Below are 17,054 nucleotides of genomic sequence, written 5' to 3'. Positions count from 1 at the left end.
CAGGGTCACGTGGTCCTCCGCACTGTGGTGTCGGCCGGTTCGGCCAGGCAGCCGGTGGCGGCCTTCTCGACGTCCTCCTCGGCGAGCAGCACGCAGTCCGCCGCGGGCCCGAGCGGGATGAAGCTGTTGGCGCTCGCCACCCGCCGGATCGGGCCGCGGAACCCGCCCTGGACCAGGGCGGCGATCACGGCCTCGCCGACCCCGCCCTGCTCCCGGGTCTCGTCGGCGACCAGCACCCGGCCGGTCGCCCGGGCCTGCGCGAGCAGGTCGTCCACCGGGAGCGGGGCGAGCCAGCGCAGGTCCACCACCCGGACGCCGTACCCGCTCGCGGCCAGCCGGTGCGCCACCCGCAGGCTCATCCGCACGCCGTTGCCGAAGGTCAGGACGGTCAGGTCGGTCCCGTCGCCGTACACCCGGGCCCGGCCGAGGGGCACGTGCGCCCGGTGCCACCGGGCCGGCTCCGGGTAGCCGGCGAGCCAGCCGCGGTCGCCCTCCTCGTACAGGTCCCTGGTGTGGTAAAGCGCGATCGGCTCCAGGAACAGGGAGATCCGGCCGTGCACCCGGGCGGCCGCCGCGCAGGTGCGCAGCATCGCGGCGGCGTCGTCCGGGCGGGCCGGGGACGCGACGATCACCCCGGGGATGTCCCGGAGCGCGGCGACGCTGTTGTCGTTGTGGAAGTGGCCGCCGAAGCCCTTCTGGTAGGCGTACCCGGCCACCCGGACGATCATCGGGTTGCGGTACTGGCCGTTGGAGAAGAACGGCAGCGTGGCCCCCTCGCCGCGGATCTGGTCGGCGGCGTTGTGCAGGTAGGCCAGGTACTCGATCTCCGGGATCGGCAGGAACCCGGCGAGCCCGGTCCCGAGCGCGGTCCCGAGGATGCTCTGCTCGTCGAGCAGGGTGTCGAAGACCCGGGCGGCGCCGAAGCGTTTCCGCAGGCCACGGGTGATCCCGTAGACCCCGCCCTTGACCGCGACGTCCTCGCCGAACACCAGCGCGGCCTCGTCCCGGGCCAGCAGGTCGGTCAGCGCCCGGTTGATCGCCAGCGCGACGGTCAGGCCGCCCTCGCCCTCCGGGAGCCGGCCGCCGAACGCGGCGGCCCGCCGGTCCGCCGGCGCCGCGACCGACGCGTGCCCGGCGATCCGCTCCGGATCGGCCGGTGCGATCGGGGCGGTGACCGTGGCCGCCGAGACCAGGGTGGGCGCCCGGACGGCCTCCGCCGCCAGCGCGGCGACCTCGTCGCGGACCTCCTCGTACCGCTCGACGATCTCGTCGGGCTCGGCCACCCGCAGCTCGGCGAGCAGCCGGGCGGTCGCCACCACCGGGTCCCGGGCGAGATCGGCCGCGATCTCGTCGGGGGAGCGGTACGCCTGCTCGACGTCGGACCCGGCGTGGCCCATCAGCCGGACCGTGCGGAGCCGGAGGAACAGCGGTGCCCGGTGCCTGCGGACCCAGGACGCGGCCTCGGTGGCGACCGACAACGCCTGCAGCAGGTCGGTCCCGTCGGCCTCGAGATAGCGCAGCCCGGGCCGGGTGCCGTAGCAGTGCCGGATCCAGTCCGCCGGGGTGCGGACGCTGATCCCGATGCCGTTGTCCTCGCACACGAACAGCACCGGCATCGGCAGCCCGCTGTAGGCGCAGTGCAGTGCCGTGTTGATCGCCCCGACGGCGGTCGAGTGGTTGGCCGAGGCGTCGCCGAAGCTGCACACGACGACCGCGTCGGACGGCCACTCCCGGTCCAGCCCGAGCTTGGCCGCCCGCTCCACCGCGAAGGCCAGGCCGACCGCCCGGGGCAGGTGCGAGGCGATCGTCGAGGTCTGCGGGATCACCCCGAGTGCCCGGTTGCCGAAGACCTTGTGCCGGCCGCCGGAGATCGGCTCGTCGACCGCGGCCGTGATGCCGAGCAGCACGTCCCGCAGCGGGTTCTGGCCGGGGACCTGGCGGGCGCGCTCCAGGTAGAAGCCGCCGGAGCGGTAGTGCAGCAGGGCCGGATCGGTCGGCCGCAGCGCGGCCGCGACCGCGACGTTCCCCTCGTGCCCCGCCGATCCGATGCTGTAGAAGCCCCGGCCGGTCCGGCCGAGCTCGCGCGCGGCGTAGTCCAGGTGCCGGCTGCCGATCTGGGAGTCGAACAGTTCCAGCAGGCGGGCCCCGCTCACCCCGGGCGCGACCTCGGACGCGCGGGAGTGCGGCCGGGCCCCGGGCAGCCCGGTGAGGGTGTCGAGGAAGTGCTGGTCCGGTGCCTCCACCGTGGTGCCCTCCGATCAGGGGCGACAATGCCCGCTGCAACGATGAGGCCTGCCCGGGCGGACTCCAAGCCCCAGCAGGCCGATGGTTCATGGCGGCTAGCACCAGCGATACTTATGCTGAGGACTCCCCTGCCGGAGGTGGGCGTGTACAAGCTGCATCACCTGGTGACCTTCCAGGCGGTCCACCGCACCGGCTCCTTCGCCCTCGCCGCGCGCGAGCTCGACTACACGCCGTCCGCGGTGTCGCAGCAGATCGCCGCGCTCGAACGGGAGTGCGGGCTGGTCCTGTTCGAGCGGCAGGCGCAGGGCGTGCGGGCGACGGCCGCCGCCGATCAGGTGGCCGAGCTGAGCAGGCCGCTGCTGGCCGGCGCCGAGGAGTTCGGCCGCAGGGTCCGGGCGCTGGCGGCCGGCCGGGGCTCGCGGCTGGTGCTGGGCAGCTTCCCCACCGCGAGCGTCCAGCTGGTACCCGCCGCGCTGACCGCGTTCGGCAGCCGGTGCCCGCACAGCGAGATCACCCTCGAGGAGGGCGAACCCGAGGAGCTGATCGAGGGCGTCGCCGACGGCGGGCTGGACCTGGCACTGGTCTACGAGTACGGGCTGTGCCCCCGCACGTGGTCGCCGAACCTCACCGTGCGGGCGCTGACCAGGGAGGGCCTGTTCCTGCTCGAGGCCCCGGGCGGCGGGCCGGGGCAGGACCGGATCGAACGCCTGCGCGACCGGCACTGGATCACCAGCCGGGAGGGCACCGCGGGCGCGCTGTCGCTGACCCGGCTGTGCGCCTCGGCCGGGTTCGAGCCCCGGGTGCTGCACCGCAGCAACGACTACGACGTCGTCCGCGAGCTGGTCATCGCGACCGGCGCGGTGGCCGTCGTGCCCGAGCTCGGGCACACCGCGGACGACCGGATCGCCGCCACCCGGATCACCCGGCACCGGGCGCACCGGACGGTGCTGGTCGCGTACCGGACCGGCAACGTGAACCCGCTGATCGGGGAGTTCCTCGACGCCCTGCAGCAGGTCGTGCCCGGGTGGGCCGATCGCTGAGGCGGCTCAGCCGCTGATCCGGTACTGGGCGATCTTGCGGTAGAGCGTGGACCGGGCCAGCCCCAGCGCCGCCGCGGCGGCGACCCGGTTGCCGCCGCTGTCGCGCAGCGCCGCGACGATCGCGTCCCGCTCGGCCTGGTCGACCGGGCGCAGCGCGGTGCGCGGCGCGCTCTGGCAGAACTCGGGCAGGTCCGCCGCGGTCAGCTCGCCGACCGGCCGCCTGCCGAGTGCGGTCTCCAGCGCCGCCCGCAGCTCGCGCACGTTGCCGGGCCAGTCGTAGCGGGCGAGCGTGCGCAGCGCGTCCGGTGACGGGCGGACGTCGCGGCCCGGGGCGAGTTCGGCGAGCAGCTCGCCGACCAGGGCGGGGAGGTCGCCGAGCCGGCTGCGCAGCGGCGGGACCGTCACCGACTGCCGGAACCGGGCGAGCAGCGCGTCGTGGGACGGCCCGCGCGGGCTGCTGCCCGGGCCGGCCGTCGCGGTCGTCGTCGCTGCTGCCGTCGTCGTTGCTGCCGTTGCTGTCGCTGTCGCTGCTGCCGTGGCTGTCGCTGCTGCCGTGGCCGTCGCTGTCCCTGTCGCTGTCCCTGTCCCTGTCGCTGTCGTCGTTGCCGCTGTCGCTGCCGTCGTTGTCGCCGTCGCTGTCGCGGCGAACCGGGCGTCCGGCCGGTCGAGCAGGGCGAGCGCGCGCCGGGCGCCGTCGTCGTCGAGCCGGTCGATGTCGTGCAGCACGACCAGCGGCGCCGATCCACCGCCGGGGGTACCGGCCGTGTCCGCCGGGCCGGCGGAGGCTGCCGGGCCGGCGGTGCCGTCAGGGACGTCAGGGCCGTCCGGGCCGCGCAGAGCACGGTCCAGGTCGGCCAGGAGCCGGCGCCGCCCGCTCCCCGGCTCCCCGACGACGAGCACCGGGACGCCGGTGCGCAACGCCTCCGCCACGACCGCCCTGGCCGCCCGCAGCGCCGGGCTGCGGACCGATCCCGCGGCGATCGCCGCGCGATCGTCCCCGGCCGCCCGCGGCGCCGGGACACCGCCCGCCTCCCGGAGCACTGCGACCTCGCCGGCCAGCCCGGCGACCGTCCCGCCGACCGAGACGGTGCTCCCGCGCAGCCGCACCCGGGCACCCGACGGCAGGTCGATCCGGTCGTCCACCCCCGGCCCGCCGATCATCAGGAACCGCGCGTGGTCCTGTAGCGCCACCAGGTCACCCGGCTCCAGCAGGGTCCGCATCTCGGCGTTCGCGAGCACCGTGCGGCGGCCGACCGCCAGCACCGCCCGCCGGGTGCGCGCGTCGACCCGGGTGTACAGGTCGAACAGCGCCTGCTGGTCGGGATCCCGGTCGCGGAGCAGGTGGTCCCGGATCCGGGCGGCCGCCGAGCGGACCAGCGAGTGCAGCACCGGCGAGGAGTGCTCGGCCCGGCAGCTGATGTCGATCACGCCCTCGATCCGCCCGCTGAACGGATCGTGCACCGGGGCACCCGCGCAGGCGTAGTCGTGCAGCCGTTCGACGAAGTGCTCGGCCCCCACGATGTGCACCGAGTCGCCGCTCTCCAGCACCGTGCCGACACCGTTCGTGCCGACCGCGTCCTCGGCGTAGCCGAACCGCTCCGCGAAGTTGTGCACGTCGGCGTCGCGGCCGATCCGGGACGTGGTGTCCCGGCGGACCAGCAGCCGGGCCCGGTCGTCGGTGAGCGCGATGCACACCGGGATGTCGGCGACCTGCTCGGCGAGCTGTTCCACGACCGGGCGGGCGCACCGGACCAGCCGGGACTGCACATCCAGGTCGGGGTGGTACTGGTTCGCGATCACACCCGGGTCGACGCCGCGGGCGGCGCTGCGCCGCCAGGACGCCACCACGTGCCGCGGCACGTCCGGGAGGTCGGCGTCGGGCCGCTCCAGCAACGCCGAGCGGGCCGCGTCGAGCAGCCTGCGCCGGCGGACGAGGTCACCCAACGCCGCACCTCCTTGTGCTTCCCATCACATCATGCGGTGCTCGTCAAGGAACCTGCCTGTCCGAGATTGGGACATCGCCCCGGCCGGACACCCGGCCTAGCGTCGGGCCGTCCCGTCACCGCCGATCCGGGAGGTCCCGACATGACCGACGCCGCCACCCTCGAGCGCGACCGGGCGGGGGACGACGACCCGGCCGGGCCGGAGCACGTCGACGTCCTGATCGTCGGGGCCGGCGTGTCCGGCATCGGTGCCGCGCACCGGCTGCGCGAGCAGTACCCGGACCGCAGCTTCACCATCGTGGAGGCGCAGGACGCCCGCGGCGGGACCTGGTGGACCCACCGGTTCCCCGGCGCCCGCTCGGACAGCGACCTGTTCACCTACGGCTACCGGCACAAGCCGTGGCGCGGCCCGTCGATCGCCGCGGGCGAGGAGATCCTCGGCTACCTCGACGAGGTCATCAAGGAGGACGACCTCGCCGGGCACATCCGCTACCGGCACCGGGTGACCGGGCTGGACTGGTCGTCGGCGGACCGGCGGTGGACCGCGCAGGTCACCCGCACCGACACCGGTGAGCAGCTGCGGCTGACCGCCGGGTTCCTCTGGATGTGCCAGGGCTACTACAACCACGACGAGCCCTACACCCCGCAGTGGCCCGGCACGGAGCGCTTCGAGGGCCGGATCGTGCACCCGCAGGCGTGGCCGGACGACCTCGACCACGAGGGCGCCCGGGTGCTCGTCATCGGATCGGGCGCCACGGCGGCGACCGTCGTCCCCGCCATGGCCGGCACCGCCGAGCACGTCACGATGCTGCAGCGCTCGCCGTCGTACTGGTTCCCGGCGCCGCGGGTGCACGAGCTCGCCACCCTGCTGGAGCCGCTGGACCTCCCGGCGGACTGGACGCACGAGATCCTCCGCCGCCAGTACGTCCAGCAGCTCGACTGGCTGGCGACCACCGGGCGCGACGATCCCGACCAGCTGCACGAGTTCCTCGTCGAGTCGATCCGGCCGCTGCTGCCCGAGGGCACCGACGTCGAGAAGCACTTCATCCCGCGCTACCGGCCGTGGCAGCAGCGGATCGCGTTCGTGCCCGACGGCGACTTCTTCGAGCGGATGCGCGCCGGGCGCGTCTCGGTCGCCACCGACACGATCGACGAGTTCACCGAGAAGGGCGTGCGGCTGTCCTCCGGCGAGGTGATCGAGGCCGACATCGTGGTCACCGCGACCGGGTTCGACCTGTCGGTGTTCGGCGACATCCCGTTCCGGGTGGACGGCGAGCCGGTCGACTTCACCCGCCGGGTCACCTGGCGCGGGATCATGATCAGCGGCGTGCCGAACATGGCCTACGCCTTCGGCTACTTCCGGCACAGCTGGACGTTGCGCCTGGACCTGGTCAACGACGTCATCGGGCGGATCTTCGACCGGATGGCCGAGCGCGGCGCGAGCACCGTCGTCCCGCAGCTGCGCCCGCAGGACGCCGGCATGGAGCTGCGGCCCTGGGTCGAGCTGGACAACTTCGGCCCCGGCTACGTGCAGCGCTGCCGCGACCGGATGTTCCGGCAGGGCGACCGGGACCCGTGGACGCACATGCACGAGCACGACCACGAGCGCGTCGCACTGCCCGGGGCCGACGTCGACGACGGCCTGCAGTACCGCTGACCGGACCCGCCCGACCCCACCCGCCCGACCCGTGTCCCAGGGAGGACCCGTGCCCCGCATCCCCGTCCGCACCGGCGTCACGCTCAACCACGAGATCAGCGGCGACGGCGAGCCGCTGCTGCTGATCATGGGAACCTCCGGCTCGATCCCGCTGTGGGGCGAGCTGGTCGGCCGCCTGGAACAGACCCACCGGGTCATCGCCTTCGACAACCGCGGGCTGGGCGGCAGCGACCGCGGGGCCGGCCCGATCAGCGTCGGCGCGCTCGCCGAGGACGCCTCCGCGCTGCTGGAGGCGCTCGACGTGCCGTCGGCGCACGTGCTCGGCTGGTCGCTCGGATCGGCGGTCGCCCAGGAGCTCGCGCTCGCCCGCCCGGACCAGGTCCGCTCCGCCGTGCTGTACGCGACCTGGGCCCTCGCCGACGGGTTCCAGCGCGCGGTGCTCAGTGCGCTGCGTGCCCCCTACGTGCACCGGGACATGGACGCGGCGCTGGCCGCGTCCGGGATCGCGTTCTCGCCGCAGCTGCTCGACCATCCCGACTTCGGCGCGCTGCTGGAGCCGATGCTGCCCGCGTTCCCGCAGAACGAGGCGCAGATGCAGGTGACCGTCGAGCAGTGGGACGCCGACCTGGCGCACGACACCCTGGACCGGCTCGGCGCGGTCACCGCGCCGAGCCTGGTCGTGGTGGGGGAGCAGGACCTGCTGACCCCGCCGTGGCAGGCCCGCGCGGTCGCCGACGCGATCCCCGGGGCCCGCTTCGAGCTGGTGACCGGCCCCGGGTCCAGCCACGGCCTGCACATCGAGCGCCCCGAGGACCTGACGAAGATCGTCACCGGGTTCCTGGGCGAGCACGCCGGGGGCTGACCGCGCTCACCCCAGGTGGGTGCGGAAGAAGTCGAGCTGCGCGGCGCTGGAGACGGCGAAGTTGTCGCCGGTGTAGGCCTCGAAGTGCCCGCCGGGCAGGATCGTGAGCTGCTTCGGCTCGCGCGCCTGCTGGTAGCCGGCGAGTGCCAGGTCGGCCGGGGTCAGGTGGTCCCCGGCGGCGACGGTCAGCAGCAGCGGGGTCGGGCTGATCAGCGGCAGGTAGGCGCCCGGCTCGTAGTTGGTGAACATCTCCACGCTGCGCAGCGTCACCTCGTTCTCCCAGGTCTTCGCGCGCTCCCGGATCGGGCCGAGGAAGAAGTCGTGGGTGTCGGCGGTCGGCAGCGCGCACGGCTCGCCGGGATCGTCGACCCAGGTGACCGGGATGGTCGCCGGAGCGGCACCCTGGTAGCGAGCGACCCGGTCGGCGTCGAACGCGGCGCGCAGCCCGGCGATGTGGTCGGCCCGGACCAGCCGGCGCGCGTTCTCGTTCCCGCTGATCAGCGGCACCTGCGAGGACACCGCCCGGACCCGCCGGTCGGTCGCCGCGACCACCAGGACGTGCGCGCCCGAGTAGCTGGAACCCCAGATGCCGATCCGGTCGGCGTCGACGTCCCCGAGGCCGGAGGCGAAGGTGACGGCCGAGCGGTAGTCCTCGATCTGCCGCCACGGGTCGATCTCGCCGCGCGGCTCGCCGTCGCTCTCGCCGAGGTTGCGGTTGTCGTAGACCAGCACCCCCAGCCCGCCGGCGGCGAAGACCTCGGCGAAGTCGTCCAGGTACATCTCCTTCGTCGCCGAGAACCCGTGCGCCATCACCACCAGCGGGTACGGGCGCGGGCCACCGTCGGGTTCGTAGAGCCACCCGCGCAGGGTGGTGCCGTCGGCCTGGAACTCCACGTCGCGTCGGGACATCGTCGTCATCTCCTCGCGTACCGAACTCACCGGACACCCCCCGGGGAGCACAGTGTCGGCGGCCGCCGGGCGGTGCGGCGTGTACCCGGGCGACCGGTCGTTGTACGGGCCCGCCAGGCGCTTCCGCGCGGGCCGCGCCGGTGCCACAGTTGCCTGTGTCATCCCGGGGCGCCGCCGCACCGGCGATGGGGAGGTCGGCAGTGACAGGAACCGGACCGGACCGGTGGAGCGTGCACGGCCGCGCCGACGACGACATGTCGGACCGCTGGCGCGAGATCGTCACCGCGACGCACCTGCCGTGGAGCGTGCAGGCCGGGACCGCCCGGCCCGGCGGCACGTTCCGGGCGCGCGTCCGGCGCTGGTGGGTCGACGATCTCGCACTGGTCGACACCGAGTGCGAGCGGACCCGCGGCGTGCGGTCCCGCGCGCAGATCGCCGACACCGACGGCGAGTTCGTGGTGGTGCTGTTCGTCCGGGACGGCGCGGAGACCGTCCGGCAGGGCGACCGGACCACCCGGCTCGGCCCGGGCGACGCCGTCGTGTGGGACAGCACCGGCAGCGCGCGGTTCGCGGTGGCGCAGCGGCTGGTCAAGCGCAGCCTGCTGATCCCGCGCGCCGCGCTGACCGAGGTCGGCGGCCGGGCGTGGGCGACGCCGGGCATCACCCTGGACCGGTCCGCGCCCGCGGTCCGGCTGCTGTCGCACTACCTGGACGCGCTCACCGGCACGCTCCCGGCGCTCGGTCCGGCGGCGACCGTCGCCGCCCGCAACGCCACCCTCGAACTGTTCGCCGGGGCGGTCCGGGCGGCCGAGGACCGGGGGACGGCGCCCGGGCTCGTCGGCGACCCGGTGCTGCGCGCCGCCATGGTGCGCTACATCGACCGGCACCTCGCCGGGCCGGCGATCACCCCGGCCGGGGTCGCCCGCGCGCACGGCGTGTCGGAACGGACGGTGAACCGCGTCTTCAGCGCCGCCGGACAGACCCTCGGCGGGGTGGTGCGCAGCCGCCGGCTGGCCCGCGCCCGCGACGACCTGACCGCCGGCGACGAGCCGATCGCGACGATCGCCCACCGCTGGGGGTTCTTCGACAGCAGCCACTTCCACCGCGCCTTCACCGCGCAGTACGGGCTGTCCCCGCGCGGCTACCGGTCCGCGAACGGCGCGGCACGGCACTGACCGGTCCTCCCGCCCGGGCCGGACGTTGTGGATACTGAGTCGGAAACCCGGCGTACGACCGGGACGGTCGCCCCCTCCCGGAGGAACGTCGGACGTGCCGGAGCCACCCGGATCGCCGCTGACCAGGTTCGACCTGCGCTCCACCGACCCGGAGTGGTCGAACCAGGTGCTGCGCGACGCCTACGCCGACTTCACCGTGACCCTCTCCGGTGACGCCGACGGGTTCCGGTTCGCCCACACCGGCACCGCCGGGCCCGGGTTCGCGGTGGCGCACGTCGCGTACAGCATGGTCGCGGAGTTCGAGGTCGCGGCGCCGGTGGGCACCCTGCACGTGATCTCCGGCTGGTCCGGCGGCCGGCTCGGGGTCCGGTCGGGGCGGGAGACCGCCGGGGCCGAGCAGGGGCAGCCGCTGCTGATGCCCCCGGAGCGCGGCTGGTGGAACCGGCTCGAGGACATGGCCGTCGACACCGTCTCGATCGACGCGGCGCTGCTGGAACGGGCGGCCCGCTCGCTGTTCGGGCCCGGGCCGGTGCGGTTCAGCTCGATGCTGCCGCTCAGCGGGGCCGCCGCCCGCTACTGGCAGGGCGCCGTCGCGCACGTGCGGCGCGACGTGCTGGGCGACGACGGCGCCGCGCTGCACCCGCTGGTGCTGGCCGAGGCCGGCCGGTCGCTGGCCGCCGCCGCGCTGCTGACCTTCCCCAACAGCGGGCTCGCCGGCACCGGGCGGGCACCGCGGACCGGCCGGACCGAGCCCGCGGTGGTCCGGCGGGCGCTGGCCTACATCGAGGAGCACGCCGCGTCCGACATCGGGGTCGACGACGTCGCCGCGGCCGCCCGGGTCGGCGTCCGCGGGCTCCAGCACGCCTTCCGCCGGCACCGTGGCCGCACCCCGATCGAGGAGCTGCGCCGGGCCCGGCTGGCCCGTGCGCACGCCGAGCTGGTCGCCGGTGACCCGGCCGGGGGCGAGTCGGTCGCCGCGGTCGCGGCACGCTGGGGCTTCACCCATCCCGGGCGCTTCGCCGCGCGGTACCGCGCGGAGTACGGCTGCCCGCCCAGCGCGACCCTGCGCTCCTGAACGCCCGGCCCGGAACCGGCGCGCCGCACGCCCCGGCGCCGCTCACAGCACCCCGGCGAACCGGAGGAACGCGGCGATCGAGGTGACGGCCCCGCCGTCGGGCAGCAGCACGCCGTCGTCGGGCGTCCAGCCGTCGCGGTTGAGGTAGGACCGCGGGTCCTTCCGGAGCTGCCCGACGATGGTCTCGGCGACGATCCGGCTGCCGACCGGCCCGAGCGCGGCGCCGCCGTTGCGGACCTCGGACTCGCGCAGCACGTAGAACCACAGCGGCGTCCGGTCGACGAGACCGCCGGACTCCAGCGCGGTGCGGATCGCCGGGTCCAGCCCGTCGGTCAGCTCGGCGACGGTGAGCGGCGTGATCCCGAGCGCGGTCGCGATGGCCTGCCCGGTGGGGATGCCGAGCCGGAACCCGCGCAGGAGGTTGCGCCGGGCCAGGTGCACGAGCAGCTTGCCGAGGTCGCTGTCCGGGGGCACGCTCGTGCCGTCGAGCTGGTTGACCATCTCCTCCAGCGGGCTAGCGAGGAAGGTGTCGATCGGGCGGGTGGCCCGGATCGGGAACAGATCGTCGAGCTCGACGAACCGCTGCCACTCGATCGGCCAGTTGTCGGGCAGCGTGGTGGCGCCCCCGATGAAGCCGCCGGTGCCGGTGAACTGGAACAGCTGCTGCAGGGTCGCGCGCTCCTGGAAGCCGCCGGGGAAGCCGAAGTTGCGGTTCCAGTCGTAGGCGCCGCGCACCATGCTGTGGCCGAACCGGAAGGCGGCCACCGAGAACTCCAGCGGCATGTAGGTCCGTTCCCGGCCGAGGAGCCCGAGCGGGTCGTCCTCACCGGCGATCGCCCGGTCGACGGCGCCGACGTCCAGCACGGTGTCCAGGTAGTCGTGCACGGTCAGCCACTGGTACGCCCAGCGGGTGAGGTCGCGGGCCCTGGCGAACACCGCACCGGTCCCGGCGTGGCCGGGCTCGTTCGCGCGCACCCAGTCGACGGCGTTGTTGTGGAAGCGCAGGAACGCCACGTGCAGCTGCGCGACGACCAGGTTCTCGTCGTTGCGGCCGTCGCCGATCAGGGCGACCCGGTCCTGGCGGGGCAGGTCGCGCTCGTTGTCGTTCACCGGCGGGATGAGCGCCCCGGCCGCCCCACCGGTCACCGCCAGGGTGCCGAGCACGAACTTGGCCGGGTCGTCGGCGCGGTACGGCACGGCGATCCCGCCCGGCACCGGCGTCGCGAACGGCCCGTCGCCGTAGAGCGAATCGAGGTTCAGCGCCGGGTTGCGCTTGTTGACCAGCAGCGAGACGACGTCGGCCGGGGGCATCGGGGTGAGCGGGGTGACGTCGATGCCGATGACGCTGTCGTTGTCGGTCGCGGCCGTCAGGTCGTGGTCGACGAACTGGCCCCAGTAGGTGTGCACCGGCGGGATCGGCGCGTCCGGACCGGACGGCGGGGCCTGCTCGATCATGGCCGTGCCGAGCGCGTTCAGCGCGGCGACGGTGGTCTCCGCGATCTGCGGCGTCTCCGCGGGCAGCAGCTTGGCGGGGTCGTTCGCGAGCGCCGGGAACAGGTAGTCGAAGTCGCTCACCCCGGCCAGCGCCAGCGCGCCCGCGATGCCGTCGGTCTTCGCGATCTCGGCGTCCTGGGTGATCTCGCTGAGCCGCACCGACCCGTGCTCGACGGCCCGGTCGGCACCCGGTGCCTTGTCCACGATGGCGTGTCCGCCGTGTCGCATCCCGGTGATCACCCGGCGTCCGTCGGCGTTCTCGTTCATCGTCTGCACTCCCCGCATCGTCGTGGTGGTGGGCACGGTGGGAATGACGATAGAAGTGCCGTTACCGGAAATTCCATACGCACATGTGCGTAGCGAACTATCTTTCCGGGTTCCGGATACCGAATCCGGACGATGACCGGGAGAGTCCGCTGTGACCTGGCGGAACGTGCGCCGGAAATTGATCAGGAATGCGTATTGCGGGGGCCGGTCACCGGTCGCGACGGTGGTGCATGCGATTCGCGGTGTTCATGGACGGAACGTGGAACGACCCGGCCGACGGGACGCATGTCGCGCTGCTGCACGACCGCACCGCCGAGAGCGGGCGCGAGGACCCCGGCGGCGGGCAGCAGCGGTGCTACGTGGAGGGCGTCGGGAACGGGCCGTGGGACCGGATCCGGGGCGGCGCGTTCGGCCACGGCGTCGACGACACCATCCGCCGCGGCTACCGCTTCCTCGCCGAGCGGCACCGGCCCGGCGACGAGATCTACCTGTTCGGCTACAGCCGGGGCGCGTTCACCGCCCGCAGCCTGGCCGGGATGATCACCCGGTGCGGCCTCGTCGCACCGGACGTGCTCACCGATCGCGAGGTCTTCGACCGGTACCGCGACCTGCGCAGGCCCGGGCTGCGGGAGATGACCGAGGGCGAGGACGACCCGGGCCGCCGGACGGCGCAGGACCGGACCGTCCTCGCCCGGTCCCGGCTGGAGCGCATCCGCTTCATCGGCGTCTTCGACACCGTCGGCAGCCTCGGCATCCCGGGGGACATCGGCAAGGTGTTCGCCCACCGGTACCGGTTCCACGACACCGCGCTGAGCGGGTACGTCGACGTCGCCCGGCACGCGGTCGCCCTCGACGAGGACCGCCCCGAGTTCACCCCGACGCTCTGGACGGCCGTGCCCGTCCCGGTCCCGGACCACCCGACGTCGGTCGAGCAGCGCTGGTTCGTCGGGGCGCACTCCGACGTCGGCGGCGGCGGCGAGCGGTCCCGCGGCCCCGCCCCGCTCTCCGCGCTGCCCCGCGAGTGGATCGCCGACGAGGCCCGTGCGGCCGGCCTGGACATCGGGCCGCCCGCCGTCCCGCTCACCGGCGACGAGTGGCGCTCCGCCTTCGGCGACCCGTACCCCGGCTGGCTCGCCGGGCTCGCGTCGCTGGTGCCTGGCCGTCGCCCGTACCTGCGGCCGGTGAACACCACCGAGCGGGAGACGCTCGCGCCGTCGCTGCGCGAGCGCTGGGAACGGCTGCCCGGCTACCGCCCGCGCAACCCGAACCTCGCGCCGTGGCTGCGCAGGTCGCGGGTGCCGGCCTGAACCGGCGTCACTCGCGGAACCGGGTGGTGCTCCAGCCGCCGCACACCGGCAGCGTCACGCCGGTGACGAACGCGGCGTCGTCGGAGGCGAGGAACGCGACGGCGCCGGCGACGTCGTCCGGCCGCCCGACCCGGGGCAGCGGACGGGACCGGGTCACCACGTCCTCGAAGATCCCGGAGTCGATCTTCGCCGCGGTCGCCGGGGTGCGGACCAGGCCGGGCGCGACGGCGTTCACTCGGATGTCGCGGCGGCCCAGGTCGGCGGCGAGTTGGCGGGTCAGGCTGGTGACGGCGCCCTTGGCCGCCGAGTAGGGCGCCGACCCGCGCACCCCCACCAGCGCGAACGTCGACGAGGTGTTGACGACGGCGCCGCCGCCCTCGCAGGCGGCCGCGAACGCGCGGGTCAGCCGGAACGCGGTGCCCAGGTTGAGCTGCAGGTAGCGGTCGAGGTCGTCGTCGGTGGTGGCGTCGATCGGGCCGTCGCCCGCCTTGCCGGCGATGTTGGCGAGCACGTCGGGCGTGCCGAACTCGGTGCGGGCGCGGTCGATCACGGTGTCCGGGGCGCCGGGTGCGGTCAGGTCCGCGGTGAGGGTGCCGAGCGCGGCATCGGGGCCGAGCTCGGCGGCGAGCCCGGCCAGGCCGGCGGCGTCCAGGTCGACGGCGAGCACCCGGGCGCCGCGCCGGACGAACAGTGCGGCGGTGGCCCGGCCGATGCCGGACGCGGCGCCGGTGACGACGGCGGTCCGGCCGGCCAGCTGGGACGGGTGCGTGGCGGGGGAGTCGGGCATGGGGCGTGGTGCTCCGTTCGGCAGGCGGGGTGCGCGGACCCGGGCAGGATCGGCCCCGGTCCCGGCGCCGGGCCACCGGTCGCTCCCACCCAGCGGAAACCGCGTCTGGCCGGTCCGGCGGGACCGCGCCGACGATCGGACGGTGACCGACCACGACCGTTCCCGCGCCGTGCCCGACGGCGCCGTCCTCGACGTCGGCGACGACGGCGTCGCCGTGCTGACCCTGGACCGCCCGCAGCGGCGCAACGCGCTGCACCGGCCGCTGCTCGACGGGCTGCCCGGCCTGGTCGCCGCGCTGGACGCCGATCCCGCGGTGCGGGTGATCGTGCTGACCGGGCGCGGCGGCGCGTTCTGCGCCGGCGGCGATCTCGACGTGATCGGCGCGCTCGGCGACGAGCCGCCGGAGCGGGCCCGGGCCCGGATGGCGCGCGAGTTCTCGACGACCGTCCGGCTGGTCCGCGCGACGACGCCGACCCTGGCCGCGGTGGACGGCGCCGCCGTCGGCGCCGGGGCCGCCCTGGCGCTGGCCTGCGACCTGCGGATCGGGTCGCCGTCGGCGTTCCTCGCGGTGCCGTTCGTGCGGATGGCGCTGGTCCCGGACTGGGGGATCAGCCGGCTGCTGAGCCGGGCGGTCGGGCCGGGCCGGGCCACCGAGATCGCGCTGTCCGCGCGCCGGGTCGGCGCCGCCGAGGCGCTGCGGATCGGGCTGCTCGACGAGATCGCCGACGACCCGCTGGCCGCGGCGCTCGAGCGGGCGGCGGTGCTCGCCGCGACCCCGCCGGAGGCCGCCCGGCGGACGGTGGCGCTGATCCACGACGCCGCCGACGCGACCGTCGAGGAGGCGGTGCAGCGGGAGATCACCGAGCAGATCGCGCAGCTGGCGTCCCCCGAGTCCACCCGGATGCGCGCCGAATGGTCCGCCGAGGTCCGCCGCCGCTGACCACCGCACACCCGTTGCCTGCGCCGCACACCTGGTGCAACGGGTGTGCGGCGCAGGCAACGGGTGTGCGGCGCGGGGTCTACGCGGCGCCCAGGACCAGGGTGCCGAGGGTGGTGAAGGTGGCGACGACGTGCGAGCCGGGGGCGATCGGCACCGCGTCGGTCATCCCGCCGGTGAACACCAGCCAGCCCGGCTCCAGCGGGATCCCGCGCGCGCCGAGCGTGTTCGCGGCCAGCGCGAGCGCCTGCGCCGGATCGCCCTGCACGGCGGCCCCGGTGGCGGTGTGCACGATCTCGCCGTCGACCTCCAGCACGCACGCCTCCAGCGCGAGGTCCAGGTCGGCCGGCGCGATCCCGGTCGAACCGGTCACCACCAGCCCGGACGAGGCGTTGTCGGCGACCACGTCGGGCAGCCGGAACCGGAAGTCCCGGAACCGGCTGTCGATGATCTCCAGCCCGGCGTGCACGCTGCGCACCGCGCCGAGCGCGCGGGCCGCGGTCACGCCCGGCCCGGCGAGCCGCTCGCCGAGCACGAACACGATCTCCGGCTCGACCCGGGGATGGATCAGCGTGTGGGTCGGGACCGGCTCGCCCGCGCCGTGCGCCATCGCGTCGGTCAGCCAGGCGGTGAGCGGGGTGTCGATGCCCATCCGGACCTGCTTGGCCCGCGAGGTGAGGCCCAGCTTGATCCCGGTGACGGTCTCCCGGCGCATGATCCGCCGGGCCAGGGTCTCCTCCTGCACCCGGTAGGCGGTGTCCAGGTCGAGCCCGGACCAGGTGTCGGTGATCGGCTCGACGGCGCTGGCCCGCTGCTCGGCGTCCAGCAGCAGGTGCGCGGCACCGGCGACGGTCTGGTCGTTCACGAGTCCCCCTCGGGGTGCAGGCGCACGGTGACCGGGCCGAGCCCGCGGCCGAACACGGCGGTCGCGGTCGTCCGGCCCGTGGCCGGCGCGGGTGCGGTGATCGGTCCGAACAGGACGGTGACGCCCGGGTCGTGCCCGGCGGTGACCGCCCACGGCCCGGACGCCGGGACCGCGGCGGCCCCGGCACCGGTGCCGGCGGGCAGCCCGCCGACGTGCACGGTGCAGCCGACCAGTCGCAGGTCCGGCCCGGCGAGCGGCGCCACCACCGGGCCGAGGACGACCGCGCGGGGGCCGTCGGCGCCGGAGATCAGCAGGGCGCCCCGGACGGCCGGGTCCGGGCCGGCGGTGACGGCCAGCGCGGCCGCCACCTGCACCGGCCCCGGGCCGCGGTAGGGCGCGCCGGCGTCGTGCACCGGCACCGGCCGGCCGGGCGGGTCGCCGGTGTGCCGCGGGCGGACGAGCAGCGCGCCCGTCGGGACTGCTGGGTTCACG

The 17,054-nt window shown here is 75.2% G+C and carries 14 protein-coding genes; 7 read left to right on the top strand and 7 right to left on the bottom strand.

What is annotated here, in order from left to right; translation table 11 throughout:
• Window positions 1–5: 5 nt before the first annotated feature.
• Window positions 6–2,243 carry a thiamine pyrophosphate-dependent enzyme gene (locus ABD160_RS07795; protein ID WP_344019911.1) on the bottom strand — a complete coding sequence of 746 codons (2,238 nt, stop codon included), beginning with the start codon at window positions 2,241–2,243 and terminating at the stop codon, window positions 6–8.
• A 144-nt stretch (window positions 2,244–2,387) separates the two neighbouring features.
• On the opposite strand from ABD160_RS07795, the gene ABD160_RS07790 reads away from it, so the two are divergent.
• The gene (locus ABD160_RS07790; protein ID WP_344019909.1) at window positions 2,388–3,284 is read left to right on the top strand and encodes a LysR family transcriptional regulator; all 897 of its coding nucleotides are present in this window, start codon (window positions 2,388–2,390) and stop codon (window positions 3,282–3,284) included.
• Between the two features lie 6 nt (window positions 3,285–3,290).
• Here the strand turns inward: ABD160_RS07790 and ABD160_RS07785 are convergent, their stop codons facing one another.
• Window positions 3,291–5,228: a sigma-54-dependent Fis family transcriptional regulator gene (locus tag ABD160_RS07785; protein WP_344019906.1), complete on the bottom strand. Its 1,938-nt coding sequence runs from the start codon at window positions 5,226–5,228 to the stop codon at window positions 3,291–3,293.
• A 141-nt stretch (window positions 5,229–5,369) separates the two neighbouring features.
• On the opposite strand from ABD160_RS07785, the gene ABD160_RS07780 reads away from it, so the two are divergent.
• A complete protein-coding gene (locus ABD160_RS07780) occupies window positions 5,370–6,884 on the top strand; it encodes a flavin-containing monooxygenase (protein ID WP_344019904.1) in 1,515 nt (504 codons plus the stop codon).
• 49 nt (window positions 6,885–6,933) lie between these two features.
• Window positions 6,934–7,746 carry an alpha/beta fold hydrolase gene (locus ABD160_RS07775; protein ID WP_344019902.1) on the top strand — a complete coding sequence of 271 codons (813 nt, stop codon included), beginning with the start codon at window positions 6,934–6,936 and terminating at the stop codon, window positions 7,744–7,746.
• 6 nt (window positions 7,747–7,752) lie between these two features.
• Here the strand turns inward: ABD160_RS07775 and ABD160_RS07770 are convergent, their stop codons facing one another.
• Window positions 7,753–8,655, bottom strand: a complete 903-nt coding sequence (locus tag ABD160_RS07770) for an alpha/beta hydrolase (protein ID WP_344019900.1) — start codon at window positions 8,653–8,655, stop codon at window positions 7,753–7,755.
• Window positions 8,656–8,855: 200 nt separating this feature from the next.
• Here ABD160_RS07770 and ABD160_RS07765 point away from each other — a divergent pair, with 200 nt between their 5' ends.
• A complete protein-coding gene (locus ABD160_RS07765) occupies window positions 8,856–9,830 on the top strand; it encodes a helix-turn-helix domain-containing protein (RefSeq protein ID WP_344019898.1) in 975 nt (324 codons plus the stop codon).
• Between the two features lie 94 nt (window positions 9,831–9,924).
• Window positions 9,925–10,905, top strand: a complete 981-nt coding sequence (locus tag ABD160_RS07760; RefSeq protein WP_344019896.1) for a helix-turn-helix domain-containing protein — start codon at window positions 9,925–9,927, stop codon at window positions 10,903–10,905.
• Window positions 10,906–10,947: 42 nt separating this feature from the next.
• On the opposite strand, the gene ABD160_RS07755 is transcribed toward ABD160_RS07760, so the two are convergent.
• Entirely contained in the window at window positions 10,948–12,702 is a 1,755-nt protein-coding gene (locus tag ABD160_RS07755; RefSeq protein ID WP_344019894.1) for a peroxidase family protein, read from the bottom strand.
• 194 nt (window positions 12,703–12,896) lie between these two features.
• On the opposite strand from ABD160_RS07755, the gene ABD160_RS07750 reads away from it, so the two are divergent.
• Complete coding sequence (locus ABD160_RS07750) at window positions 12,897–13,973, top strand: DUF2235 domain-containing protein (RefSeq protein WP_344019892.1); 1,077 nt, start codon at window positions 12,897–12,899, stop codon at window positions 13,971–13,973.
• Window positions 13,974–13,980: 7 nt separating this feature from the next.
• Here the strand turns inward: ABD160_RS07750 and ABD160_RS07745 are convergent, their stop codons facing one another.
• Complete coding sequence (locus ABD160_RS07745) at window positions 13,981–14,760, bottom strand: SDR family NAD(P)-dependent oxidoreductase (RefSeq protein WP_344019890.1); 780 nt, start codon at window positions 14,758–14,760, stop codon at window positions 13,981–13,983.
• A 142-nt stretch (window positions 14,761–14,902) separates the two neighbouring features.
• Between ABD160_RS07745 and ABD160_RS07740 the strand changes: the two genes are divergently transcribed.
• On the top strand, window positions 14,903–15,700 hold the full coding sequence (locus ABD160_RS07740; RefSeq protein ID WP_344019888.1) for an enoyl-CoA hydratase/isomerase family protein: 798 nt from the start codon (window positions 14,903–14,905) through the stop codon (window positions 15,698–15,700).
• Window positions 15,701–15,779: 79 nt separating this feature from the next.
• Here the strand turns inward: ABD160_RS07740 and ABD160_RS07735 are convergent, their stop codons facing one another.
• Both ABD160_RS07735 and ABD160_RS07730 read right to left on the bottom strand, forming a co-directional pair.
• Entirely contained in the window at window positions 15,780–16,562 is a 783-nt protein-coding gene (locus tag ABD160_RS07735) for a 2-keto-4-pentenoate hydratase (protein ID WP_425563591.1), read from the bottom strand.
• Window positions 16,559–17,053 (bottom strand): hypothetical protein, encoded by a 495-nt coding sequence (locus ABD160_RS07730; protein WP_344019886.1) that lies wholly within the window; start codon window positions 17,051–17,053, stop codon window positions 16,559–16,561. The genes ABD160_RS07735 and ABD160_RS07730 overlap by 4 nt, the downstream gene beginning before the upstream one ends.
• Window position 17,054 lies beyond the last annotated feature (1 nt).

Source organism: Pseudonocardia kongjuensis (genome assembly GCF_039526905.1).
Lineage (GTDB): Bacteria > Actinomycetota > Actinomycetes > Mycobacteriales > Pseudonocardiaceae > Pseudonocardia > Pseudonocardia kongjuensis.
Note: the sequence above shows the minus strand (reverse complement) of the source record. Positions and strands in the feature narration are given on the sequence as shown.